This is a genomic window from Streptococcus oralis (assembly GCF_001578945.1).
Taxonomy (GTDB): domain Bacteria; phylum Bacillota; class Bacilli; order Lactobacillales; family Streptococcaceae; genus Streptococcus; species Streptococcus oralis_Q.
Map to the genome: position 1 here is coordinate 174,040 of NZ_KQ969551.1, position 908 is coordinate 174,947.

The window sequence follows — 908 nt, forward strand, 5'->3', positions numbered from 1 at the left end:
ATTCTTATGGTCTGCCATGAACCTGATTTTTATGAGGGGTGGATGGATCAGATCTGGGACTTCAATGAATTAACCTAATAGAAAAAAGGTTGGCAAGTGTCCAACCTTTTATACTATTTTAACGACGGAGCCACCAACCAATCGGCAATTTCACAGGCTAAAGCTCAGTAACAGACCAGCTTTCTGGTTTAAAGAAATTTTTAAAGAGTATGGTCTGATGTTCCCGAAACAAAGTAGATCTTAGTCAGTAGTATTCGGGTCTGATTTAGTCAAGGTGTCCGGTGACTTTTCGTTTGTGCTTGCCTTTTCTGTTCTAACGGTCTGATTTTGTAGGAGTTGCCGGATTTCTTCTAGAAGGGCTCGTTGTTCAGCTAACTCTTGTTCGATGTGATCCAGCTTATGATCCGTTTGACGTCCAGTTCGGACAAAAATGTTGTTGAGGGAGCTAGTCAATAACCCCAAGGTTGCGATACCGCTAAACATGAGGAGCACGGCAACCATTTTTCCAATCAAGGTAGAGGGGACAATATCACCATAACCAACCGTAGTGATTGTTGCAACCGACCACCAAATGGCATCGATAAAATTGTGATTTTCCACGCGTGCAATGATGGCGCTACTCATCAAGATGACGAGGCTATTTATGGATAAAAGATAATAAAAACCATTTTTACGATTGATGCGATTGGAGATTTTTCTTAACTTACTGCTGAGTCCAATCAAACGGGATAATTTTGCCAAGCGGGCGAACCGTCCCACCCGAGAGAAACGTAAGAAGGTAAAGACCTCATTGTAAGGGATGATAGCAAGGAGATCCAATAGATGGGTCTTGACAAAGTGTATTTTCCTAGGGGCAAGCGACAGTCGAAGGACATAATCAATGACAAAGATAAAGGTGATTCCCTGAT

At 42.2% G+C, this 908-nt stretch carries 1 protein-coding gene; it reads right to left on the reverse strand.

Features of this window, described 5'->3' with window-relative positions:
* Window positions 1-240: 240 nt before the first annotated feature.
* Window positions 241-908: potassium channel family protein (locus SORDD16_RS03535; RefSeq protein WP_061452404.1), on the reverse strand; the 668-nt coding region annotated here is incomplete at its 5' end.